Genomic DNA, 23,513 nt, shown 5'->3' on the forward strand with positions numbered 1-23,513 from the left:
GTTTCAAATGCGGTTCCGAGGTTGAGCCCCGGGCTTTCACATCTGACTTAACAAACCGCCTGCATGCGCTTTACGCCCAGTAATTCCGATTAACGCTCGCACCCTCCGTATTACCGCGGCTGCTGGCACGGAGTTAGCCGGTGCTTCTTCTGCAGCTAACGTCAAGCCRTGCACKTATTAAGTACAYCACCTTCCTCACTGCTGAAAGTGCTTTACAACCCGAAGGCCTTCTTCACACACGCGGCATGGCTGCATCAGGGTCTCCCCCATTGTGCAATATTCCCCACTGCTGCCTCCCGTAGGAGTCTGGGCCGTGTCTCAGTCCCAGTGTGGCTGATCATCCTCTCAAACCAGCTAAGGATCGTYGCCTTGGTAAGCCATTACCTTACCAACTAGCTAATCCTAACTGGGCCCATCCCAACGCGATAGCTTACATGTAGAGGCCACCTTTGGTCCCAGCTCGTAATGAACTRAGACATTATGCGGTATTAGCCGTCGTTTCCAACGGTTATCCCCCKCGTCAGGGCAGGTTCCCAGCCGTTACTCACCCGTCCGCCGCTCGACGTCCAGCAAATCCACCGAAGYTTCAATRCTGCCGTTTCCGCTCGACTTGCATGTGTTAGGCCTGCCGCCAGCGTTCAATCTGAGCCATGATCAAACTCTTCAATTTAAGTTTGGTGTTTCCGTAGAAACTGCTCAATGAATACTGATTACTGTTYATCTCCGAAGAGACAAACGAATTGACTGTGCTCCACCGAAGCTTCAATGCTGCCGTTTCCGCTCGACTTGCATGTGTTAGGCCTGCCGCCAGCGTTCAATCTGAGCCATGATCAAACTCTTCAATTTAAGTTTGGTGTTTCCGTAGAAACTGCTCAATGAATACTGATTACTGTTTATCTCCGAAGAGACAAACGAATTGACTGTGCCGAACAACTRTAAAAGTTGTCGYTTGGTCACTCAGTTCATCGAATAAATCTTTTTGTCTATTCTTAACGAGTGCCCACACAGATTGCATAGGTCAAATTGTTAAAGAGCGTGTTGACTTCGTGGTCGGCATTTCGTGACTTGCGTCTCGTTGCCCCGTCAACAGGAAGCGCAGTATAGAGATCTCAGTTTTTCCCGCAACCCCTTTTTGCAAAAAAAATCTCACCTGAACGAAATTCGTACAAATCGTTTTTTTTGTCTATTTTAACCCTTGTGTTTTGCCGCCAGTGTTCACCTTGGCTTACATCGCTCATCATGCTTTTCACTCTTCTCCACTCAAAATGAGGCATACATCATAAAAATTGGCTGGTAGCATGGCCTGCCTGTTTCTCACTTGGGAGTCATCGATATGAAGCATTGGCTTTTTCTAGGGTTTGCTATTGTGGCAGAGGTGATTGCAACCGCATCACTCAAAAACAGTGACGGCTTTTCTAAGCTCGTTCCTTCGATATTAGTGGTGGTGGGATACAGTTTCTCTTTCTATCTACTCGCCCTCACTTTACGCGCAATTCCTGTAGGCATCGCCTATGCGATATGGGCCGGCGCGGGCGTGACATTGATTGCTTTGATTGGTTGGCTAGTCTTTGACCAAAAACTGGATGCACCGGCGGTGATAGGAATGGCACTGATTGTCTCGGGTGTCGCAGTGATGAATATTTTTTCATCTGCGTCTCCGCACTGAGCCGCGTTATTGGCGTCAGCCCGAGAACGAAAAAACCCAGCCGAAGCTGGGTTTTTTCATTTATGAGGGAAAGGCGATCACATCATGCCGCCCATTCCGCCCATGCCACCCATACCAGCAGCAGCGCCCATATCAGCACCACCGTCTTTTTGTGGCAGATCGGTAACCATGGCTTCAGTGGTGATCATCAGACCCGCAACAGAGGCAGCGAACTGTAGTGCACTACGTGTTACTTTGGTTGGGTCAAGAATACCCATCTCAATCATGTCACCGTATTCGCCAGTTGATGCATTGTAGCCAAAGTGGTTATCGCCAGATTTCACTTTGTTAGCAACCACTGAGTCTTCATCACCTGCGTTGGTCGCGATTTGACGAAGCGGTGATTCCATCGCACGCAGTGCAACACGGATACCTACGTTTTGCTCTTCGTTGTCACCTTTCAGCTCGCCAACTTTGCTCGCCGCACGGATTAGGGCAACACCACCACCGGCAACCACGCCTTCTTCAACCGCCGCACGTGTTGCGTGCAGGGCATCTTCAACGCGATCTTTCTTCTCTTTCATCTCGACTTCAGTCGCCGCACCGACTTTGATCACTGCAACACCGCCAGCCAGTTTAGCGACGCGCTCTTGCAGTTTTTCTTTGTCGTAGTCTGAGGTTGCTTCTTCGATTTGCTGGCGAATCTGCGCAACACGCCCTTCAATCGCCGCTTCCTCACCGACACCGTCAACGATAGTGGTGTTGTCTTTAGTGACAGTGACACGCTTGGCTTGACCTAGGTCTTCCAGCGTCACTTTCTCAAGATCCATACCGATCTCTTCAGACACGACAGTACCTGCAGTCAGGGTCGCGATATCTTGCAGCATCGCTTTACGACGGTCACCAAAGCCAGGGGCTTTCACGGCAGCGACTTTGACGATGCCACGCATGTTGTTGACAACCAATGTCGCCAGCGCTTCACCTTCAAGATCTTCTGCAATGATCAGCAGAGGACGAGACGCTTTAGAAACCGCTTCAAGGGTTGGTAGCAGCTCGCGGATATTCGAGACTTTTTTGTCGATCAGTAGGATAAATGGGTTATCCAGCTCAACGTTACCGGCTTCTTGGTTATTGATGAAGTAAGGAGATAGGTAACCACGATCGAACTGCATGCCTTCTACGACGCTCAGTTCGTCTTGCAGTGATTGACCTTCTTCAACGGTAATAACACCGTCACGACCGACTTTTTCCATCGCTTGAGCGATAATCTTACCAACAGTGTGGTCAGAGTTCGCAGAAATGGTACCCACTTGCTCAATCGCATTGTTGCTGGTGCAAGGCGCAGACAGTTTTTTCAACTCTTCAACCGCCGCAACAACCGCTTTGTCGATACCGCGCTTTAGATCCATTGGGTTCATGCCCGCCGCGACTGCTTTCAAGCCTTCATTGACGATAGATTGCGCCAATACAGTTGCAGTTGTCGTTCCGTCACCCGCAGCGTCGTTCGACTGAGACGCCACTTCTTTCACCATTTGTGCGCCCATGTTCTGGAATTTGTCTTCCAGTTCAATTTCACGCGCAACAGAGACGCCATCTTTGGTGATGGTTGGGGCACCGAATGATTTGTCTAGTACTACGTTGCGGCCTTTAGGGCCTAGTGTGACTTTCACGGCATCAGCCAGAACATTCACACCTTCGAGCATTTTCGCACGCGCGTCGTCACTAAATTTAACGTCTTTAGCAGCCATGATTCTATTCCTTTCTTACATTATTGATTGGAGGTGAAATGAATTATTCAACGATTGCCATAATGTCGCTTTCAGACAAGATCAGAACTTCTTGACCCTCGATTTTTTCCGTCTTGGTGCCAAAGCCTTCAGAGAAGATAACAGTGTCACCCACTTGAACGTCCAATGGCTGCACATTGCCGTTTTCAAGAATACGGCCTTTGCCTACCGCCAGCACTTTACCGCGGGTAGACTTTTCTGCAGCAGAACCAGTTAACACGATGCCGCCCGCTGATTTAGACTCAGCTTCTTGGCGCTCAACGATAACGCGATCATGTAGTGGACGAATGTTCATCGGTCGTCTCCTGAATTAGTAATGATGTTCCGTTTGATGAAGTAAGTATGCACACWGGCCGTACATGCGTCCGGTTCCTGATGTAACTCCCTATGTGGGGACGCCCTTTTTCTTTCCCAAGGGTTTTACAGTAATTTTTTTGTTTTTTTAGACTGGCAACTTTCTCCGATTGTGAGGATCCGCTAGGGTAAGCCGTCCCAACCCAGTGATAAGCGATTATGAACGACAAACACGGGCTGCTCTCCGCCCCGATCAACCTCACATTGCGTAAGATGACCGTGCCCATGGTATTTGGGCTGTTCGCGATCATCATGTTCAATGTGGTGGATACATTCTTTATTTCACTGCTTGGCACGGAAGCACTAGCTGCGGTGAGCTTCACCTTCCCCATCACCTTTGCGGTTAACTCCATCACGCTCGGGTTAGGGGTCGGCATTGCCGCCTTGGTGGCGCGATTGCTTGGTCAAGGCGATCATCAAGATGCCGCGCGGGTGTCGAGTCACGGCTTGATCTTGGCGGTATTCATAGTGATGGCCGTCGGTTGGCTGGGGGCGGTTACCATCAATCCAGTGTTCTCCGCACTCGGGGCAAGCGACAACTTATTGCCGTTGATCCACGACTATATGCAGGTATGGTACCTCACCATTCCATTACTCGTGGTACCCATGGCAGGAAACGCCGCTATCCGCGCCACGGGCGACACCAAAACGCCGGCGAAAATCATGATGGTCTCCGGCCTGATTAATGGGACGCTCGACCCCTTACTGATTTTTGGCTTGGGTCCGTTTCCCGAGCTGGGCGTAAAAGGGGCCGCCATCGCCAGCGCCGTCAGTTGGGCGGGGGCATTGATAGCCGCGCTAAGTATACTGATTCGCCGTGAACGGCTACTAATCGCACCACAATGGACCAAACTGGCGACTGACGTCCGTCAAATCCTTAAAATTGGCATGCCCGCTGGGATGACCAATGCCTTAAACCCGGCGGCAGGTGCCATTTTAATGATGATGCTCGCCTCACAAGGCACAGAAAGCGTTGCCGCCTATGGCGCCGCGCAACGCATTGAAGCCATTTTATTAATTGTGATGATGGCGATGACGTCATCGCTCACGCCCTTAATGTCGCAAAACTTTGGCGCGCAATACCATCAACGGGCCTTTCAGGCACTGTTTAGCGCGATGCGCTTTGCCATCTTGTTCCAGTTTGCCCTGTACTTGTCGCTGTGGCCTTTTATCGATCTGATTGCGAATTTGTTCAGTGACGATGTGCGGGTTCAACAAGAAATTGCCCACTATTTGATGGTGGTTCCGGCCAGTTACGGCTTACAAGGCACCTTGATGTTATTGGTCGGCGGCCTGAATGCTATGAAGCGTTCATTGCATTCGTTCGCCTGCAACCTCGTCCGTTTGTTTGTCTTCTTGGTGCCCTGTGCGTGGCTGGGCGGCATGGTCAACGGCACCCATGGCCTGTTTGCGGGAATAGCCATTGCTAATCTACTGGCCGGTATTATGGCGTACCTGTATGCCGTGGTGCTGCGCCGTCAGACACTCGCGGCATCATTGTCCGTCTGAGCCAACTCATGAACGCGGTGCTGCAGAGCGTCTAACGCCTGATAAAGCGCTTGATACTGCGCCGCACTGAGTCCCTCAAGCATGGCTGTTTCCCACTCCAACACCTTGGGGACAATAGTCTGATAATGGGTGCGTCCTTTATCGGTCAAATGGACTAACGCGGCGCGCTGATCACCTTGGCACGCGCGTCGCTCTACCAGTTGGTGCTGCTCTAAACGGGTAAGCAAGCGCGACACTTTTACTTTATCCAGCCGCGTTTCTGYGGCTAAATCTTTCGCCATCACGCCATCCCGTGCCCCCAAAGAGGCCAGCACGCGCCATTCTGGACGCGATAATCCAAACTCTGCTTCATAACGTGCCGCAAGACTATCGGCCACCAACTCCGCCGTGTGGACCAACTTATAAGGCAAAAAGCTATCGAGTGCTAAATGAGGAAGGGTCATATCAGTTAGTTTCAAATGAAATCATATAACCTACTTTACGAGAGGCTTCGATAAGATGCAAAGGTAGTGCTTTGTTTACACTTACGATTTTTAGGCGGCAAAAATACTGAACACTCAAAGTAAAATATTTGTTAACAGAGCGTTGCTTTTTCTCGTCTCTGATCGCTAGTATAAACGGATAGATTGTTTCTTTTGAAACTATTTGGCCGTACCGGTGACCACGGCCGCCCAGCACAAGGAGCGAGATATGCGAAAGTGGTTTTCATTCCCCATTCGTGAAGGGGACGCCTCACGTCAAGCCCACTGCGACTTTCCCGAAGGAACCTACGAGCGCGAATGTGGCAAGGAAGGCTTTTTTGGCCCGGCCAGTCATATGTATCACCGCCACCCTCCGACTGGCTGGAGTGAGTGGGAAGGCCCATTGCGACCGCATGCTTTTGACACCAACCGGGTTGAAACGCAAGGCACGTCGCCAATGGATGCACCTGTGCTGTTATTTAATGCCAATGTTCAGGTTCGCTTATGGCGCACCGATACCGCCATGTCTTATCTGGTGCGCAACAGCGATGGCGACGATTGCTTGTTTGTCCATCAGGGCGAAGGCTCGCTATATTGCGATTATGGCCACTTGCGCTACACCAAAGGCGATTATTTGATCATTCCTCGTGCCACCAGCTGGCGACTGGTGCCGGATGACGCCACCACTTTGCTGATGATTGAAGCAACTCATGGCTCCTACATGAGCGCCGAACGAGGCATCGTCGGCGAACATGCGGTGTTTGACCCTGCGGTGTTAGAACATGCACGCATTGACGATAGCTTTAAAGCCCAGCAATCCGATAACGAAAGCTGGCAGGTGATGATCAAATCGCGCCAACAGCTTAACCGCGTCACTTATCCTTATAACCCACTCGATGCTGTGGGCTGGAAGGGCAACCTCACTGTATTCCGGCTCAACTGGCGAGATATCCGCCCGTTGATGAGCCATCGTTATCACTTGCCGCCATCCGCGCACACCACCTTTGTCGCGCAAGGTTTTGTGATTTGCACCTTTGTCCCCCGCCCAATCGAGTCGGATCCTGGCGCACTGAAGGTGCCTTTCTACCACAACAACGATGACTATGATGAGGTGCTTTTCTATCACCAAGGTGACTTTTTCAGCCGCGATAACATTGATGCCGGCATGGTGACCCTACACCCTTGTGGCTTCCCACATGGCCCTCACCCAAAAGCGTTCGCCGCGGGCAAAAAACATCAGAAAAAAGAGACCGATGAAGTGGCGGTGATGATCGATACCCGCATGCCCCTTGATATGGGCGACGCGGCGAAAGCCACCGAACTGACCGATTATGTTTACTCTTGGCGCACGCCAAGTGACGCAGAATAGCGAAGGAGAAAGCAATGAAACTGGCTTCACTCAAACACGGACGTGATGGCAAATTGATTTTGGTCTCTCGTGACCTTACTCGCGCCGTCCACGCCGACGATATTGCACCCACACTACAAGCGGCACTCGATAATTGGGCGACACTGGCGCCCAAACTGACTCAGCGCTACGACGCGCTCAACGACAACCAAGTCAGTGAGTCCTTTGCCTTTGACCCAAGCGTCTGCGACTCACCACTGCCCCGCGCCTATCAGTGGGCGGATGGTAGCGCCTACGTTAACCACGTTGAACTGGTGCGCAAAGCACGCGGCGCACAAATGCCTGAGAGTTTTTGGACTGATCCATTGATGTACCAAGGCATGTCTGATGGCTTTCTCGGCCCACGTGACGAGATTGAATTGGTCGATGATGCGTGGGGCTGTGACTTTGAAGCCGAGCTTGCCGTCGTCACCGATGATGTGCCCATGCACCTTAGTGCTGACAAAGCGGGCCAACACATTAAACTGCTGATGCTGGTCAACGACGTTTCCCTGCGCAACCTGATCCCCGGCGAGCTTGCCAAAGGGTTCGGCTTTTTCCAATCTAAGCCCGCCTCTGCATTTTCACCGGTGGCGGTTACCCCAGATGAGCTGGGCGATCACTGGCGCGACCATAAAGTCCACTTACCGATGCATGTCACCCTCAACGGCGAATGGTTCGGGTCACCCGATGCGGGTGTCGATATGACCTTTGATTTTGCCGAGCTGGTCGCGCATGTGGCGAAAAGCCGCCATGTCAGCGCTGGGACCATTATTGGCTCTGGCACCGTCTCCAATAACGATCGCAGTAAAGGCTCTTGCTGCTTAGCCGAAAAGCGCATGCTGGAAATTATCGACCAAGGCGAGGCCAAAACCCCGTTTATGACCTTTGGCGATAGCGTGACTATCGATATGCGCGACAGCCAAGATGCGTCTATTTTCGGTGCCATTGAGCAAACCGTAACCCGTTACATCGCAGAGTAACTTTGATGCGCGCCCGGTGCCTCTGGGCGCGCTTGACGTTGACGCCGTCTAGGAGCTTGTATGCTGCTTTATGATTACAGTAAGTCGACCGCGGCCTACCGCGTCCGCATCGCCCTTGGCCTTAAAGGCCTCAGCTACCAACGAGAAACCGTGTCCCTGCTTGATAAACACCAGCACAGCGACGCCTATCGTTCGCTCAACCCCGCCGGTTTAGTGCCTACCTTGGTCGATGGCGATGTCACCTTGAGCCAATCGCTCGCCATTATCGAATACCTCGACGAGCGCTATCCACAGGTCAAACTGCTCCCCAGTGATCCAGTGCAAAAAGCCCAGTGTCGATCACTGGCGCTCGACATTGCCTGTGATGTGCATCCACTCAATAACTTGCGGGTTCTGCAATACTTAACCGGCCCCTTTGGCCACAGTGATGACGACAAAATCACTTGGTATCACCATTGGCTAAAACAAGGGTTCGATGGTTTGGAAGCCAAATTACAAGGATTAGACAGCCCCTTTATTGGCGGCGAAGCGCCCAATTTGGCCGATATTTGTTTGGTCGCGCAGCTGTTTAATGCACGCCGATTTGCGTTTGATTTAACGGCCTACCCAACCCTGACGCGCATTGAATCACAATGCCAAGCGCTGGATGCATTTATACAGGCACACCCTGATAAGAGCTAAGGAGAGGACATGAAAGACGGATTGTTGTGGGCGCCGGATAAGGAACGTCAAACCCACACCTTACTCGCCGCGTTTATCCGTGCCGTGAATCAAGATCACGACACCCAGCTGAGTGGCTATGACGATCTTTATGCATGGTCAGTACGCCAAAGCGGCGATTTTTGGCAACAGTTATGGCAATTTTCCGGCGTGATCGGCGATCCGGGCGAGAGTGTGTGCGATATCAACCCCGAGCACCCTAATCGGGATAGCCAGTGGTTTCCCACCGCACGTCTGAACTATGCCGAAAATCTGCTCAAACACGCCGAGCAGTATGCCGACCAACCAGCGATGATTTTTAGCGGTGAGCATGAGGTAGCACGAACCCTCACTTGGCGTGAGCTCGTCGATCAGATCGCGGCCATCCGTCACTACCTAGAGACGCAAGGTGTTCAGCCGGGCGATGTGGTTGCTGGCTATTTACCTAACCTGCCTGAAACCGTGATTGCGATGCTTGCCACCGCGGCACTGGGCGCGATTTGGACCTCAACCTCACCGGACTTTGGCGTCGACAGCGTGTTGGACCGTTTTGGCCAAACCGAGCCCAAAGTGCTGTTTACCACCGATCACTATCACTACAACGGCAAAACCTATGACTGCCTGAATAAAGCGCAGCAGGTGGTGGATAAGGTACCGGCCATTGAGCGCCTAGTGGTGATCCCTTTTGATGGTGATCGACCTTCTTTACCCGCTGGCGTGGATAATTGGCAAGATTTATTAGCCCACGACGCGCCGCCGCTTCGCTTTACCCGCGTGGCATTCAATGCCCCACTCTTTGTGCTTTACTCTTCCGGCACCACGGGTAAGCCCAAGTGCATTATTCATTCGGTAGGGGGGATATTGCTCAATCACCTGAAAGAGCATCAACTCCATTCAGATGTGCGCCCCGGCGATCGCTTTTTCTACTTCACCACCTGCGGCTGGATGATGTGGAATTGGCAGGTCAGTGCCTTGGCAAGCGGCGCGACCTTGGTGCTCTATGATGGCTCGCCGTTTTATCCGGATGCAGGCGTACTTTGGCGACTGGCCGAGCAGCATCAGATCACCCTTTTTGGCACGGCGGCGAAATACTTAGAAGCATTGGAAAAACAAGGGGTGGCGCCGAAAGATGATTACTCGCTGGCGTCGCTGCGCGTCCTATGTTCGACCGGCTCAGTACTTGCGCCCGAGCAGTTTGATTATGTCTATCAAAAGATAAAGTCTAATCTGCAGTTAAGCTCGATTGCGGGTGGTACCGACATTTGTGGCTGTTTTGTTCTTGGCAGTCCACTGTCACCGGTTTATCGCGGCGAAAGCCAAAAGCGCGGCTTGGCGCTGGATGTACAAGTGTTTAACCCCCAAGGCCAAGCAGTTGAGGAGCAGAAAGGGGAGCTGGTGTGTTGCAATAGCTTCCCCAACCAGCCGGTTGGCTTTTGGCACGATACCGATGGCAGTCGCTATCACAATGCCTATTGGAACAAGATTGATGACATCTGGTTCCATGGTGACTATGTGCGCCTGACCGCACAAGGTGGCATGGTGTTTTATGGTCGGTCTGATGCGGTACTAAACCCAGGCGGGGTACGAATTGGTACGGCGGAGATCTATCGCCATGTAAATCAGCTTAGCGAGATCATGGATTCAGTGGTCATCGGTCAGCAATGGAAAAACGATGTCCGCGTAGTGCTATTCGTCAAACTCGCTGCTGGTGTGACACTGGATGAACCACTCAAGCAAACCATCAAAAAAACCATCCGCACCCAGTGCACGCCGCGTCATGTTCCCGCCGTGATTGCCGAGGTGAGCGATATTCCGCGCACCAAGTCAGGGAAACTGGCCGAATTGGCGGTACGCGATGTGGTCCATGGGCAAGACGTGGCACAGTTAAGCGCCTTGGATAACCCAGCATCACTCGATCAATACCGTCATCGCCCCGAGCTCACCCAATAAGCGGACGTTATGATCGAAAAAGGCCGCTTCCTCATGATGCGGCCTTTTTGCTGGGTTTAACTCCGAAATGGCTTAGCGCAGACGATGGTCATCCTCGTCGTCATCTTTGCGCTCATATTCCCCCTCAAAGGTGTCGCCATCGTCACCACGGCCTCCGCGACGGAAAGGATCTTCCCCAAAAGGTCCTTGCGCATTGCCCCCTTGATGGAAGCCACCTTGGCTAAAGCCTGCTTGAGAGACAGTGACGCGTTTCATCACTTGTTTGGCGAGCGCGGCACGCGGTGCTGGTAGCAGCACCAACATCCCCATCGCATCGGTCATAAAGCCTGGCGTTAACAGCAGCACGCCAGCGACGGCCAGCATCACGCCTTCAAGGATTTGCTGGGCGGGCAATTCTCCGCGATTAAGCCTGTCTTGCACCGAGGCCAAGGTCATCAGTCCTTGGCTGCGCACCAAGGAGGCTCCGACGAATGCGGTGATCAAAACCAGCGCCAGTGTGGGCCACAATCCCAACCAACCACCAACCTGAATAAACAGGCCGATTTCAATCACTGGGACCAGAATAAATAGCAGCAATAAGATTGGAAACACGATTCACCTCGCGCTGGAAATGGACTTTTCATCCTAACATCAAAATCCGCCAAACGCCGAACAACGAAACCGAATTTAGCGCTTGAATCAATGTGCAAGAAAGCGCATTTTGTCTATGCGCCATGCTACAGCTGTGACCGGGGTCAGCCCTTTTCACCGCATTATATGCTGTAATGGCGGCTGAAAGGATGTAACAGATAATACATCCAGCCAAAATCTCTGAGGAATGGATTCTACAGCAAAATTTGTGGCGACGTTTTAATCATTATAATAACTTGATGTTAAGGCCAACGCATGTCTCAGACGATTGTAACACCCAATGAAACCTCGATCCTCACTACTGCAACCCGTTTAGAAGAAGATTTACTCGGCCAACGCGCGGTACCTGCCGATGCCTACTACGGTATCCATACGTTGCGGGCAGTGGAAAACTTTACCATTTCCGGTACCCGGATTTCTGATATCCCCGATTTCGTTCGCGGCATGGTTTACACCAAAAAAGCCGCTGCGATGGCAAACCAAGAGCTTGGTGTTATTCCTGCCGATGTCGGTGATTACATCATCAAAGCCTGTGACCAGATTTTAGAAACCGGCAAATGCATGGATCAGTTCCCCTCGGATGTCTTCCAAGGCGGCGCAGGCACCTCGGTAAACATGAATGCCAACGAGGTGATTGCCAACCTTGCGCTTGAACTGATGGGGCACGAGAAAGGTGACTATGATGTGATTAACCCCAATGATCACGTCAATAAGAGCCAATCCACCAACTGTGCGTACCCAACAGGCTTCCGTATTGCCGTTTACAACAGCATTCTCAAGCTAATGGATGCGATTGATTACCTGCAAAAAGAATTCGATGCCAAAGCTGAAGCCTATGCGCATGTCATCAAAATGGGCCGCACCCAGCTACAAGACGCGGTACCGATGACGGTCGGGCAAGAATTCAAAGCCTTCTCAGTACTACTGCGCGAAGAAATCAAAAACATTAAATATACCGCCGCGCTACTGTTAGAGGTCAACCTCGGCGCCACCGCGATTGGCACCAAACTGAATGCCGCAGAAGGCTATCAGCAACTGGCGGTGAAACGCCTAGCTGAAATCACAGGCTTGCCGTGTATCCCAGCAGAAGATTTGATTGAAGCCACGTCAGACTGTGGATCGTATGTGATGGTCCATGGTGCGCTAAAACGCCTGGCGGTGAAATTGTCGAAGATTTGTAACGACCTCCGACTGCTCTCCTCGGGCCCACGTGCCGGGCTCAATGAAATTAACCTACCTGAAATGCAGGCCGGTTCATCCATCATGCCCGCTAAGGTTAACCCGGTGATCCCAGAAGTGGTGAACCAGGTTTGCTATCGCGTGATGGGGAATGACACCACCATCACCTTTGCTGCCGAAGCCGGTCAATTGCAACTTAACGTAATGGAGCCGGTGATTGGGCAGGCGCTGTTTGAGTCTATCTCGATTTTAGCCAATGGTTGCCGCAATCTCGGTGAAAAATGTGTGAGCGGGATCACCGTTAACCAAGCCGTGTGCGAACACTACGTGCTTAACTCGATTGGCATCATCACTTATCTTAACCCCTTTATCGGCCACCATGAAGGCGATATTGTCGGTAAGATTTGCGCCGAAACGGGCAAGAGCGTCAAAGAGGTGGTACTCGAGCGTGGTTTAATGACCGAGGGGGARCTGGACGAGATCTTCTCGGTTGAAAACCTGATGCATCCTAAGTATCGCGGTAAACGCTTTAACGCCTAGTGGGTCAGTCATCAGTCGGTCACTCACAACAGACACCAACCACCTACAGAGACAACAAAGGGCGCTGACAGCGCCCTTCTTTTATACCTTCAATTGCCCTTACAACACCTGGGTAATCAGCAAACCACAAGCGATACTGAACACCATACTCAGCAAGCCTGGTGCCATAAAGCTGTGATTAAAAATATACTTACCAATCCGCGTGGTGCCGGTTCGGTCAAAGTCGATGGAGGCAATGATCGGCCCGTAGTTAGGAATAAAGAAGTAGCCATTCACCGCTACAAAGGTCGCAATAATCATCGAAGGCGGCAGCCCCAAGGTAATCGCCACAGGCACCAACACCGCTGTCGTTGCACCTTGGCTGTTCACCATGACTGACAAAGCGAACAGCGCAAACGCAAATGTCCACGGTGCCATCTCAACCAAGCCAGACACCGCCTCTTTTACCATCTCGCCATGGCCACCAATCAAAGTATCACCGAGCCAAGCAATACCAAAGATAGCGACAATCGCACGCATCCCGGCATGGAATACCGAACCTTGGCTAATCGCATTGCCGTCCGGCTTACAGGTCAAAATGATCAATGCACCCACTGACAGCATCACGATTTCAATGGTATGCGCCATCCCCATTGGCTCGCCATCAAAGGCCGGGCGCAGGGTTGGGAATGCCCCCATGATGACCACGGCTAAGGCACCAAATAAGAACAAGCCAACCGATTTCTTCGCCTCCGGCGTGACTTCGATATCTTCAACGGCCAAATCCGCTTCCATTTCTCGACGAAAGTCGGGATCTTGTAAACGGCGTTGATATTCAGGATCGTCTTTAAGCTCTTTACCCAGCTTATTAACAATCACACATGCCAAGGCAAGACCAATAAAGGTGCTGGGAATGGTAACCGACAGCACATCAGCAAGGGTAATCCCTTGCGGCTCTAAAAAGGCCACACACGCCACCACCGCAGCGGCGATGGGGCTGGCCACAATCGCAAATTGCGAGGCAATGACCGCCATCCCTAACGGACGAGCCGGACGAATGCCGCTTTTACGACTGACTTCAGCAATCACCGGTAAGACCGAATAGGCAACGTGTCCGGTTCCCGCCATCATAGTGAAGACATAAGTCACTAAAGGGGCAACAAAGGTAATGTGACGTGGGTTTTTACGTAATATATTGGTGGCAATTTTAATTAAAAAATCCAAGCCACCTGCTGCTTGCATGGTGGCTGCCGCGGCGACCACCGCCATAATCATTAATAAAACATCAATCGGCGGATGCGTGGGCTGTAAACCAAACCCAAAACTTAAGACAGCGAGCCCGACCCCGCCCATCACACCTAAACCAATGCCGCCGATACGGGCACCAATTAAGATGCAGCTGAGTACCACTAATAACTCAACCAAGAACATAACTTTCTCCTATTTTGGATAGACGTCCCCACGCGTCCGTTCACATGCATTCATTGTCTATGGCACGCCCATGGCGTATTGGGGGTAGATACGATATGACGGCTCCTCCGTCGGCCTATCGCCACTAATAAGCACCATCCTTGGTGGGAGATGTGAGCAACCGCGCTCAGCACCATGGCCAAATCCTAACCAGATGCCGTCACGCGCATGTTGATTCAGGTAAGAAAAAGTAACACTTTTCGCGAACTGACAACAAAAAGTTCGGGAAATGAGATCTTTAACCTGGACGCTGATGGACTTTTCATTCTTTCTTAGTGGTGTTATGTTATATCATAACAAACAACGGGGAGTCGTTATGAAAGCCAATATCCATCCCGAATACCGTTCTGTCGTTTTTCATGACACCAGTGTTGACGCCTATTTTATTGTCGGCTCAACCTTGCAAACATCACGTACCATCGAGTGGCAAGATGGCAAAACCTATCCTTACTACCCACTGGATATCTCGAGCGCCTCACACCCGGTATATACCGGGAAGGCACGAGCGACGAACAAAGAAGGGCGCGCGGCACACTTCGCGCGTAAGTTTGGCCAAGTCGGCCGCCGCAAAAAGGCATCGTCATGAAGGTCGTTAACTCACTAAAAAGCGCCCGCCAGCGCCACCCTGATTGTCAGGTTGTCCGTCGTCGCGGGCGCATGTTCGTCATCTGCAAAACCAATCCACGTTTTAAGGCCGTACAAGGCCGCGCGAAAAAACGCGCCTAAGCGTCGGCGACGCACTGCCACTGATGGGGCAGTGCTTCTCGGCGTGCAAACATCTTGATATGGCTACTGACCGTCTCAGTCACCAAGGTTAAGCTCGCTTCATCATCGGCATGGCATGTAACACGCAACTGGGTTCCTTGCACCTGCATATCACACACTCCCGCAGGGAAATGTACGCGTCCTGTTTGCTCATCCCAGCTCGCCTCGACTTTGCGACCAAAGTGACGACACAAGGTCTGCAAGTAACGTGGGGCATGCTCGGAGTCAATCATAGTCGTCATACTAGGCATCAATGCTCCTTGATAGGTGGGCGCAAGCGCCCACCTCTTTGCGATTAAAATTGATAGGATGCCGTCAATTTAATATTGCGACCGGGCTCGTAATCGAGAATTTCTGCGCCTCGTTTACCTGACGTTGACGCATGCGAGCGATAGCGACTGTCAAACAGGTTGTCGACCCCTGCCGTCAAAGTGAACCCGTCTACTGCCATCGGTTGCCACTGAGCGAACACGTTGTGGACTGTGTAGCCCGGCTTGGTCAAGTTGCTATCAGGAACGGTGGTCGATCGCTGAATTTGGGTGTTCCACCCCAGCAGCACATCCCAACGGGTCAACGCGTAATCCGCATTCAAGGCTACGGTATCGCCGAGGTGGCGGGCGCGACCAAAAATCTGATCCAGTTGATACGCCTCTGAATAACTCACATCCGTGCGACTATAACTGGCTGACGCCGTCCACTGCTGCCATGCCCAATAGGTACTCGCCTCAAAACCGCGATAAGTGACATCGCCACGGTTGGTGGTTTCATAAGCCCAGTTGCCACCGCCATCTTTGTAGCTGCGCACCACAATTTCATCATCGAGTTCAGTGCGAAACACCGTCAAATTGGCGGTCAACAAGTAGTCTTTTTGCGCCGCTGCATTAGACAGGCGCACGCCAGTCTCATCGGTCCGGCCATGCTCGGCTTTCAAGTCTTTATCCGCGCTTTCACTCAGTGCTGTGGTGGTAAATGACTCGTTCAATGGTGGCGCTTTGTGCAGCTCCCGGCTATTGGCAAACACGGTGAGATAGTCGTTAGCGACAAACTCGGCCCCCAATGCCAACGACACATCATCATAACGCTGACTCGAGCTGGTCGCTCGGCGATCAAAGCTGTCATAACGCGCCGCGGGCGTCACCGAAAAACGTGGGGTCAGCGCTATCTTGTCTTCCACATACAGCGCAATCTTGTCGGCCGATTCCAAAATCTGTACACCCGGTTTGGCAAATTGGGTGTCGTTGTCTTGATTTTCATAGTGCGCACCGTACGCGAGTTGGTGATCGCCAATACGCTGTGACACACTGAGTTTTACCCCAAGGTTCGTGTCTTCCGCCACGTTGACGCCTTTGCGGTCAGCCAGAAATGGGTGGGTGGCAAATTCGGTTTCATCACGGGTGAGTGACAGCTGGTTATAATAGGCCAGCGCTTTCAATTCGATAGCTTGTGACGGGGTGTATTCGTAATTGATCGTGGCGGTATCGCGATCGTAGGTCACTGGCAGTATCATTTCACCGGTACGATTGCGGTTGAAGCTTACACCCATATCAGGACGCGGCAGATAGTCGCCCTTATCGCGATACTTATCATAACTGAGTTCAAAGCGATGCCCACTTGCAGGCTCCCAGCCTACTTTTACTAAGCCATTAGTGATCTCTCCCTCACCGCCAAAGGTGCGATTACCGTCACCATCTTTAAAGTTGTCCCGATCAAAACGGCTAATATATGCCATCGCATCCCATTCATCACTCAACAACCCATAAACGGTCAACGAGCCTTGTTGGGAGTCATTACTGCCCCAACCAGCACTTAGGCGTGCTCCAAATGTCTCATTCGCACGCAAGAGATCGTAGGGATCTTTGGTTTCAAACGCGACCGCGCCCCCCAGCTCGCTGGTGAGAATCGACGAGGCGCCCACCGCGACATCAACACGCTGCAAAATGTCAGGGTTTAAAGTGAGGTTGCTGATGTGGTGGAACATTTTACCGCCTTGAGAGGCGCCATCGACGGTGATATCCAGATCTTGTTCGGTAAAACCACGGATATTAATGCGCTGGGTGAGCGAGTGCGTGCCCCCCACATCCACACCGGGGATATCACGCAATAGATCAGAGAGGTGATCCGGTTGCTTGACGGTGAGATCCGTTTCTCCCAGGTAACGGGATGAGCTGGACACTTGCGTCCCCCATACTGAGACAGTTTCTATGCTTTCATCCTCAAGATTATCAGCAGCCACCGCAGGGGCACATAGAGCACTGGCTATACTAAGCGTCAGCAAGCCCAGACGTGCTGGGACAGGTAGTAACAACGTCATACTTATTTCCTTCGTGGATAACCCAAACAACTAAATGATACTAATTCGCATTTATGTTACTATTTCAGTGCTTTTCAGGAAGAAAAAACAATTATGCGCACGCATCAAGCTTTTATGCGCAGAGCGTTTATGCATAGCACGTTTATGCGGCGTGTTACGGAGGAATACGATGGCAGCACCCGTCTCTGTTGTTTGCACACAGCGAGAGTCCAGCGCAGATGGTCACGCCGAGATCATGGCTAATCACTCAAAACGGACGCAATCCTTGGTACGGGGACAGTTTTCACATACTTCATGTCCGGGTGGGTTGCATATCGATAGCGGGATCACCGATGAATTATGTGATGCCAATGTCCTCCACCGTGCCCATCAGGGGATCATGCTAGTGATAGTCCTCGAGGGCGTGCTGGAGTTTGCCTACGATGACCACACGTATCGGTGCAATGCATGCCACCAGCCCCAAGCACTTGCCGTCTCCGTGTGCCGTGACAGCACTTTTCGTCGTCGCTTAATTGCAGGGAATCACCTTAAAAAAGTGAATATATTGCTTCCGCCCGAGTGGCTTGATGGGTATGCAGACGAGCAAGCCTTGCCACTGCTTAGTGCCTTGCATCGTCATCATTTAGGCTGTGTACGCTGGCAACCTAGTACCGCCATATTCGACCCCATTCACGCCTTATTACCCCGCTTTAGTAGGCAAAACGAGGCTGATCCCCTGACCCAGCACCTCCATGCACTCACCATCATCAAGCACCTGTGTGAGCAAGCCTCTCATCTCACCATTGAGTCTGTTACCGAACTCATCCCTGCCACCTATGAGCCACAAATCGCAAAAGCCGTCGCGTATATTGAAACTAAGCTGCACACCGCATTAACCTTATCGACCATTGCACACGCATGCGGCCTGAGTCGCAGCACACTGCAGCGCCGTTTTCGTACCCATCTAGGCGTGCCCGTTTCAGATTACATCCGTCGTCGTCGGTTGGTGGTGGTCAAAGAAAAGTTACTGCATGAGGCGATTTCAATTGGCGAAGCGGCTTACTGGGCGGGCTACCATCATCCCTCTAATTTTGTTACCGCCTTTAAGCGTCAGTTTGGCATGACCCCCGGCCAATTGATTCAATCGCAAACCCATACAATGTGATCATGGTATGCGTGTATACTCATCCTATTGGCATGAAAAGGAAAAAGTATGAGACAGGGTCGCCGCTTTGCACTAACGGCTGGGTTATTGATTGCCGCACTGTGTGCTGGTGCGCTTTACATCGTTCGCTCGCAACAAGTCACCGCGCCGCCGAAAGCGTCTGACACCGCACCGGCATTTATCACCGTCAACTCGCAAGCCGCGCTTGATGCAGAGCTCGCCAGCGCCGCGGCTAATCAGCAAATCGCTTTGGTTGATTACTACGCCGATTGGTGCATTCCGTGTAAACAATTCGCGCAAAAAACCTTCACTGACCCGGCAGTGGCTCAGCAGCTTAGCCACATGCACCGGATTAAAGTGAACCTGAGTGAAAACCGTCCGGAAGATTTTGCGTTAATGCGCAGCCAAGACGTGGCCGGGCTACCCACACTCGACTTTTGGTTAGCCAATGGAGAGCGTAATGCGACCGCCCGCATTACCGGCTTTTTAGCCCCTCAAGCTTTCATGGCGCACCTACGTCAGCATGGATTGCAGCATGAAGTAAAAAGCGAGCACTGATCAATCTCTTAGTTCTCTTGTTACAAAATTGATAAACCCCATATCTGGTGGTAGTTTTATTGAAAACAAAGGGAAGATAGCCGCATTATGGAAGCGCAACACACCATCGTTATCGCCGACGATCATCCACTGTTTCGGAATGCCCTCTTTCAATCCGTGCATATGGCGATAAGCGGTGCCAATCTGCTAGAGGCAGACAGCTTAGACAGTCTAAATCAGATCTTGGCGCGAGAGGCTGAGGTCGACTTGGTGCTACTGGATCTAAAAATGCCGGGCGCCAATGGTATGTCGGGCTTAATTGCGCTGCGTCACCATTATCCTACCCTGCCGATTGTGGTGATCTCTGCCAGTGAAGAGCCGAGCGTGATCCGCCAGGTACGCGCTCATGGTGCCTTTGGCTTTATTCCTAAATCCAGCGATATGCGTGCATTGGTACAATCGTTAACCCAAGTGCTCGAAGGCACCCCCTGCTTTCCTGATGATCTCGGCGAAGACGATGAAAGCGAGCGCTTATCTGACAAACTCGCCACACTGACGCCACAGCAGTATAAGGTGTTGCGGATGCTATGCGACGGGCTTTTGAACAAACAAATCGCCTACGACCTGTCGGTTTCCGAGGCGACTATTAAAGCGCACATGACAGCCATCTTTCGTAAGCTAGGAGTAAAAAACCGCACTCAAGCGGTGATTTTATTGCAGCAATCTAATATCGAACTTTGATACGCTAGCGCCCCAGACGCCGACTTTGGAGCGCTTATGTTAAGTATTCTTGCTACGCAATTCGTGATTTTATGGGCCGTGATCGACCCTGTCGGTAGCGTGCCCATTTATCTCTCACAAACCAGCCACATGTCCGCCAAACAAAAACGCCGTGTCGCGGTGAAAGCCGTGGCAATTGCCTTTGCTATTTTGCTGTTCTTTTTAATTATCGGTCAGATTTTGCTCGAAGCCATGCAAATCCCCTTGCCCGCGTTCCAAGCAGCTGGTGGTTTGGTATTACTGTTGTTTTCGTTAACCATGATTTTCGGTGAAGGAAAACCCGGCCAAGAAGCCAAAATGCTGAGTGAAAACGTGGATAAAGCCGAAATTGCCGCCACCGCAGTTTATCCGCTCGCCGTCCCTTCCATTGCTTCTCCTGGCGCCATGATGGCGGTGGTCATGCTCACAGATAACAATCGGTACGCCATTGCTGAACAAGCGGTGACCGCTGGGGTGATGTTTTTTGTATTGATCGCGACCTTGGTCTTACTCCTCGGGGCCAATGTGATTCACAAAGTGATTGGCAACGTCGGCGCGTCGATTATCAGCCGCGTCATGGGGCTGATACTTGCCTCGGTCGCCGTTGCTAATTTGCTCGAAGGGATCCAAAAGTTTTACCACTTAACTTAGACCTTTGGCGCAAATCTTAGCTGGCTCAACCCGAGCCAGCCGTACCTAGCTCACAAAAACCCTGCTTTTTCCGATCATTATCACTTACTGCGCTCGACTAAAGTTGCAATGTCGCGCTGTTCATCCCCTGCTATCGTCTTCAAGTAACATTCCATTAACGTACTAAACAAGGAGAAGGCGATGGCGTTTCAAAGCAAGGAACACGCGAAAGCCTACTGGGACAGAAACGTAAAACTGATGGTCAGTCTGCTGATTGTCTGGTTTGTTGTCTCATTCGGCTGTGGGATCTTATTCGTGGATGCCCTCAATACCATTCAAATTGGTGGCTATAAACTTGGATTCTGGTTTGCTCAGCAAGGATCGATTTATACCTTCCTCGGCATCATATTTGTGTATGCCAAACAAATGCGCAAACTCGATCGCGAGTTCGGCGTGGACGACGAGTAAKAGGACTAACACATGGATTTAAGAACCATTACTTATATTGTTGTCGGGTTCACGTTCGCCCTCTATATCGGGATTGCGATCTGGGCACGCGCAGGCTCCACCAAAGAGTTTTATGTCGCCGGTGGCGGGGTTAACCCTGTGGCCAACGGGATGGCAACCGCTGCCGACTGGATGTCAGCCGCGTCCTTTATCTCTATGGCTGGCTTGATCTCATTCATGGGCTATGGCGGTTCGGTGTTTTTGATGGGCTGGACCGGCGGTTTCGTGCTTCTCGCACTGTTGCTCGCCCCTTATCTACGTAAATTTGGCAAATTTACCGTGCCAGAGTTTGTCGGTGAACGCTTCTACTCAAAAACCGCGCGCATTGTTGCCGTCGTTTGCTTGATCATCGCTTCTGTCACCTATGTTATCGGCCAGATGAAAGGGGTCGGGGTGGCTTTTGGTCGCTTCCTAGAAGTGGACTATTCCACCGGGCTTTTAATCGGGATGGTGATTGTGTTTATGTATTCCGTGATGGGCGGGATGAAGGGCATTACCTACACCCAAATTGCTCAGTATTGCGTACTCATTTTGGCTTACACTATTCCCGCAATCTTCATCTCCCTCAAACTGACAGGCAACCCATTCCCACAGCTTGGTCTAGGCAGCACCATGGCAGGCACGGATCAGTACTTGCTCGACCGGCTTGATCAGGTGGTGACCGAGCTCGGCTTTGTCGAGTACACCACCGCGGTGCGCGGCAGTACACTCAACATGTTTGCCTACACCATGTCACTGATGATAGGTACCGCCGGTTTGCCCCACGTTATTATTCGCTTCTTTACGGTGCCTAAAGTGCGTGATGCACGGACATCCGCCGGTTGGGCGCTGTTCTTTATCGCGATTTTATACACCTCAGCACCTGCGGTGGCGGCGATGGCGCGCTTGAACTTAATGGACACCGTCAATCTGCCTAATGGCGACAACCTTGTCTATGACGAGCGTCCAGACTGGTTTAAAAACTGGGAAACCACCGGGCTTTTGGGCTTTGAAGACAAAAACGGTGACGACAAGATCCAATACACTTCGAACCCAGACACCAATGAGCTACGTGTTGACCGCGATATCATGGTGCTGGCAAACCCAGAGATTGCCAAACTCCCTAACTGGGTGATTGCCCTGGTCGCCGCCGGGGGCTTAGCCGCTGCCTTGTCGACCGCGGCTGGGCTGTTACTCGCGATCTCGTCAGCGATATCCCATGACTTGATAAAGGGGGTTGTTAATCCGAATATCAGTGAAAAAGGCGAGCTACTGGCAAGCCGGATATCCATGGCATTAGCGATAGCGGGTGCAGGCTATTTGGGGCTCAATCCACCAGGCTTTGCGGCCGGGACAGTGGCCCTGGCGTTCGGCTTGGCCGCATCATCGATTTTCCCGGTGCTGATGATGGGGATCTTCACCAAAACCATTAACAAAGAAGGGGCGATTGCAGGTATGGTCGCGGGGATCAGCGTCACCCTGTTCTATGTATTCCAGCATAAAGGGATTCTGTTTGTCGCGGATTGGACCTACTTAGAAAGCCTGGGTAGCAACTGGATACTGGGTATCGAGCCAAATGCCTTTGGCGCGGTGGGCGCTGTATGTAACTTTGTGGTGGCAATCATTGTTTCACGCCTGACCAAAGAAACACCGCAAGAGGTACAAGATTTGGTCGAGCACGTTCGTATGCCATCTGGAGCCGGTGATGCGCAATCACACTAATCCGGTGTTCATCTATCAAGCCCCTTCGGGGGCTTTTACACGGTTTGTAACTTCCAGCCAAGGAGAGGCATGATGTCAACGGTCACGCGTTTACTCACCAATAAACATGTGGTTATTGCGATGCTGGTTGCGCCAGTATTAGCGGTGATCACCTATTTTGCCGTCGATGCCAGTGTGTCTGAGCCGCCTAAAGCCGCTCAGCCAGGACAGAGTTACCCGCTGGCGGTCCGTTCTAACTGTCGCTATACCAGTGGCTTCTGTCAGCTCGAAAATGGTGATATGAAACTCAAACTGGAATCGCAGGGGGTTGATAACAACCGGCTAACGCTGCGGTTAGTCAGCGAGCTGCCGTTGGAGGGCGCACAAATCGGCCTGACAGACATCACACCGCAAACCATGCAAATCCGCGATGAAACAGGCACGACCTGGACGGTTACCCTCCCTGCTCCAAGCAGCGAGGAGACGCAAATCCGTCTAGCCGTCAGTATGAAGGGGAGCCACTATTACGCAGAAACGCCAGTGACATTTATCGAGCATGAAACATTTTATACCGAGCACCAACAATCTCAGGACGCTTCATAGCGTC

23 protein-coding genes and 1 rRNA gene are annotated in these 23,513 nt (G+C 51.7%); 16 read left to right on the plus strand and 8 right to left on the minus strand.

Annotated elements, in window-relative coordinates; all coding sequences use genetic code 11:
* A 16S ribosomal RNA gene (locus BZG13_RS09690) occupies positions 1 to 670 on the minus strand; the annotation flags it as partial.
* Positions 671 to 1,333: 663 nt separating this feature from the next.
* On the opposite strand from BZG13_RS09690, the gene BZG13_RS09695 reads away from it, so the two are divergent.
* Complete coding sequence (locus BZG13_RS09695; protein WP_077486472.1) at positions 1,334 to 1,666, plus strand: SMR family transporter; 333 nt, start codon at positions 1,334 to 1,336, stop codon at positions 1,664 to 1,666.
* Between the two features lie 77 nt (positions 1,667 to 1,743).
* Here the strand turns inward: BZG13_RS09695 and groL are convergent, their stop codons facing one another.
* Positions 1,744 to 3,393, minus strand: coding sequence for a chaperonin GroEL (gene groL / locus BZG13_RS09700; RefSeq protein ID WP_069361508.1), 1,650 nt, complete (start codon positions 3,391 to 3,393; stop codon positions 1,744 to 1,746).
* A 43-nt stretch (positions 3,394 to 3,436) separates the two neighbouring features.
* Complete coding sequence (locus BZG13_RS09705) at positions 3,437 to 3,727, minus strand: co-chaperone GroES (protein WP_046074554.1); 291 nt, start codon at positions 3,725 to 3,727, stop codon at positions 3,437 to 3,439.
* A gap of 218 nt (positions 3,728 to 3,945) precedes the next feature.
* On the opposite strand from BZG13_RS09705, the gene BZG13_RS09710 reads away from it, so the two are divergent.
* Positions 3,946 to 5,295 carry an MATE family efflux transporter gene (locus BZG13_RS09710; RefSeq protein WP_077486473.1) on the plus strand — a complete coding sequence of 450 codons (1,350 nt, stop codon included), beginning with the start codon at positions 3,946 to 3,948 and terminating at the stop codon, positions 5,293 to 5,295.
* Here the strand turns inward: BZG13_RS09710 and BZG13_RS09715 are convergent.
* Complete coding sequence (locus tag BZG13_RS09715) at positions 5,265 to 5,753, minus strand: MarR family winged helix-turn-helix transcriptional regulator (RefSeq protein WP_241824795.1); 489 nt, start codon at positions 5,751 to 5,753, stop codon at positions 5,265 to 5,267. The genes BZG13_RS09710 and BZG13_RS09715 overlap by 31 nt on opposite strands.
* Before the next feature lie 232 nt (positions 5,754 to 5,985).
* Here BZG13_RS09715 and BZG13_RS09720 point away from each other — a divergent pair, with 232 nt between their 5' ends.
* From BZG13_RS09720 to BZG13_RS09735, 4 genes are read left to right on the plus strand one after another with little or no spacing between them, the layout of a single operon-like run.
* Entirely contained in the window at positions 5,986 to 7,125 is a 1,140-nt protein-coding gene (locus tag BZG13_RS09720) for a homogentisate 1,2-dioxygenase (RefSeq protein WP_077486475.1), read from the plus strand.
* A 14-nt stretch (positions 7,126 to 7,139) separates the two neighbouring features.
* A complete protein-coding gene (locus BZG13_RS09725; protein WP_077486476.1) occupies positions 7,140 to 8,126 on the plus strand; it encodes a fumarylacetoacetate hydrolase family protein in 987 nt (328 codons plus the stop codon).
* Between the two features lie 60 nt (positions 8,127 to 8,186).
* On the plus strand, positions 8,187 to 8,807 hold the full coding sequence (maiA, locus tag BZG13_RS09730) for a maleylacetoacetate isomerase (protein WP_077486477.1): 621 nt from the start codon (positions 8,187 to 8,189) through the stop codon (positions 8,805 to 8,807).
* A 9-nt stretch (positions 8,808 to 8,816) separates the two neighbouring features.
* A complete protein-coding gene (locus BZG13_RS09735; protein WP_077486478.1) occupies positions 8,817 to 10,775 on the plus strand; it encodes an acetoacetate--CoA ligase in 1,959 nt (652 codons plus the stop codon).
* 72 nt (positions 10,776 to 10,847) lie between these two features.
* On the opposite strand, the gene BZG13_RS09740 is transcribed toward BZG13_RS09735, so the two are convergent.
* A complete protein-coding gene (locus BZG13_RS09740) occupies positions 10,848 to 11,366 on the minus strand; it encodes an FxsA family protein (protein ID WP_077486479.1) in 519 nt (172 codons plus the stop codon).
* 294 nt (positions 11,367 to 11,660) lie between these two features.
* On the opposite strand from BZG13_RS09740, the gene aspA reads away from it, so the two are divergent.
* Complete coding sequence (gene aspA / locus BZG13_RS09745) at positions 11,661 to 13,124, plus strand: aspartate ammonia-lyase (RefSeq protein ID WP_077486480.1); 1,464 nt, start codon at positions 11,661 to 11,663, stop codon at positions 13,122 to 13,124.
* 99 nt (positions 13,125 to 13,223) lie between these two features.
* Here the strand turns inward: aspA and BZG13_RS09750 are convergent, their stop codons facing one another.
* A complete protein-coding gene (locus BZG13_RS09750) occupies positions 13,224 to 14,534 on the minus strand; it encodes an anaerobic C4-dicarboxylate transporter family protein (RefSeq protein ID WP_077486481.1) in 1,311 nt (436 codons plus the stop codon).
* A 355-nt stretch (positions 14,535 to 14,889) separates the two neighbouring features.
* Between BZG13_RS09750 and BZG13_RS09755 the strand changes: the two genes are divergently transcribed.
* The gene (locus BZG13_RS09755) at positions 14,890 to 15,159 is read left to right on the plus strand and encodes a type B 50S ribosomal protein L31 (RefSeq protein ID WP_069361518.1); all 270 of its coding nucleotides are present in this window, start codon (positions 14,890 to 14,892) and stop codon (positions 15,157 to 15,159) included.
* Positions 15,156 to 15,299, plus strand: coding sequence for a type B 50S ribosomal protein L36 (gene ykgO / locus BZG13_RS09760; RefSeq protein WP_074214039.1), 144 nt, complete (start codon positions 15,156 to 15,158; stop codon positions 15,297 to 15,299). The genes BZG13_RS09755 and ykgO overlap by 4 nt, the downstream gene beginning before the upstream one ends.
* Here the strand turns inward: ykgO and BZG13_RS09765 are convergent.
* Entirely contained in the window at positions 15,296 to 15,589 is a 294-nt protein-coding gene (locus BZG13_RS09765; RefSeq protein ID WP_069361520.1) for a DUF2218 domain-containing protein, read from the minus strand. The genes ykgO and BZG13_RS09765 overlap by 4 nt on opposite strands.
* A gap of 44 nt (positions 15,590 to 15,633) precedes the next feature.
* The gene (locus tag BZG13_RS09770; RefSeq protein WP_077486482.1) at positions 15,634 to 17,649 is read right to left on the minus strand and encodes a TonB-dependent receptor domain-containing protein; all 2,016 of its coding nucleotides are present in this window, start codon (positions 17,647 to 17,649) and stop codon (positions 15,634 to 15,636) included.
* A 169-nt stretch (positions 17,650 to 17,818) separates the two neighbouring features.
* On the opposite strand from BZG13_RS09770, the gene BZG13_RS09775 reads away from it, so the two are divergent.
* From BZG13_RS09775 to BZG13_RS09805, 7 genes are all read left to right on the plus strand, one after another.
* Positions 17,819 to 18,793 carry a helix-turn-helix transcriptional regulator gene (locus tag BZG13_RS09775; protein ID WP_069361522.1) on the plus strand — a complete coding sequence of 325 codons (975 nt, stop codon included), beginning with the start codon at positions 17,819 to 17,821 and terminating at the stop codon, positions 18,791 to 18,793.
* Between the two features lie 48 nt (positions 18,794 to 18,841).
* A complete protein-coding gene (locus tag BZG13_RS09780; RefSeq protein WP_077486484.1) occupies positions 18,842 to 19,351 on the plus strand; it encodes a thioredoxin fold domain-containing protein in 510 nt (169 codons plus the stop codon).
* Positions 19,352 to 19,438: 87 nt separating this feature from the next.
* Complete coding sequence (locus BZG13_RS09785; protein WP_069361524.1) at positions 19,439 to 20,071, plus strand: response regulator; 633 nt, start codon at positions 19,439 to 19,441, stop codon at positions 20,069 to 20,071.
* Positions 20,072 to 20,107: 36 nt separating this feature from the next.
* Complete coding sequence (locus BZG13_RS09790; RefSeq protein WP_077486485.1) at positions 20,108 to 20,740, plus strand: MarC family protein; 633 nt, start codon at positions 20,108 to 20,110, stop codon at positions 20,738 to 20,740.
* A 180-nt stretch (positions 20,741 to 20,920) separates the two neighbouring features.
* Positions 20,921 to 21,187: a DUF4212 domain-containing protein gene (locus BZG13_RS09795; RefSeq protein ID WP_077486486.1), complete on the plus strand. Its 267-nt coding sequence runs from the start codon at positions 20,921 to 20,923 to the stop codon at positions 21,185 to 21,187.
* Between the two features lie 12 nt (positions 21,188 to 21,199).
* Complete coding sequence (locus BZG13_RS09800) at positions 21,200 to 22,927, plus strand: sodium:solute symporter family protein (protein WP_069361526.1); 1,728 nt, start codon at positions 21,200 to 21,202, stop codon at positions 22,925 to 22,927.
* A gap of 69 nt (positions 22,928 to 22,996) precedes the next feature.
* On the plus strand, positions 22,997 to 23,509 hold the full coding sequence (locus BZG13_RS09805) for a hypothetical protein (protein WP_241824796.1): 513 nt from the start codon (positions 22,997 to 22,999) through the stop codon (positions 23,507 to 23,509).
* Positions 23,510 to 23,513 lie beyond the last annotated feature (4 nt).

The organism is Salinivibrio sp. ML323, from assembly GCF_001995745.1.
GTDB lineage: Bacteria > Pseudomonadota > Gammaproteobacteria > Enterobacterales > Vibrionaceae > Salinivibrio > Salinivibrio kushneri.